The organism is Polaribacter sp. Z022, from assembly GCF_023555495.1.
Lineage (GTDB): Bacteria > Bacteroidota > Bacteroidia > Flavobacteriales > Flavobacteriaceae > Polaribacter.
The window spans coordinates 1-480 of record NZ_JALCZO010000047.1; the positions used below are offsets into that span (position 1 = coordinate 1).

General features: G+C 25.0%; 1 protein-coding gene. It reads right to left on the reverse strand.

Annotated elements, in window-relative coordinates; translation table 11 throughout:
- On the reverse strand, positions 1-303 hold a 303-nt coding region (locus tag MPF13_RS15515), incomplete at its 3' end, for a hypothetical protein (RefSeq protein WP_249983676.1).
- Positions 304-480: the final 177 nt, after the last annotated feature.

The following is a 480-nucleotide window of genomic DNA, read 5'->3' on the forward strand; positions in this document are numbered from 1 at the left end:
TTTTTTAATACATAAGACTGTGTTTCCTAAAGACCTTTGAGCTACAGTAATTTTATTAATTGAGTCTTTTTCAGTCAGTTTTTCCTCTGTATTTAAGGGTATGCAATTTCCGAGTAAAAATTCATTCAGATTAAGCTTTTCGTTTTTTAAGTCCTTTATAAATTCATTAATTTTGGTTTTCATTATTAAATTACCTTTATAATAATGACTTTCAAATTCAAAATCATTTTTTCCAAGTTGCAACATTCCATTTTGACAAAAAATGCTTGCACTCATAAAGCTAAAAAGTGTAAATATTTTCAAACTTTTTTTCATTCCACTATTCTATTGTTAAAATTGAGTTTACTTTATTAAGGATTGTTTTCCGAATAATTAGTTTCAAGTTTATTTCCAATTTTTATTGATTCCTTTTTAATAGTTACTTTTTTCTTTCAATTTGATTTGTTTTTTCGGGCGATTCTTCGAAATTACTTACAACGT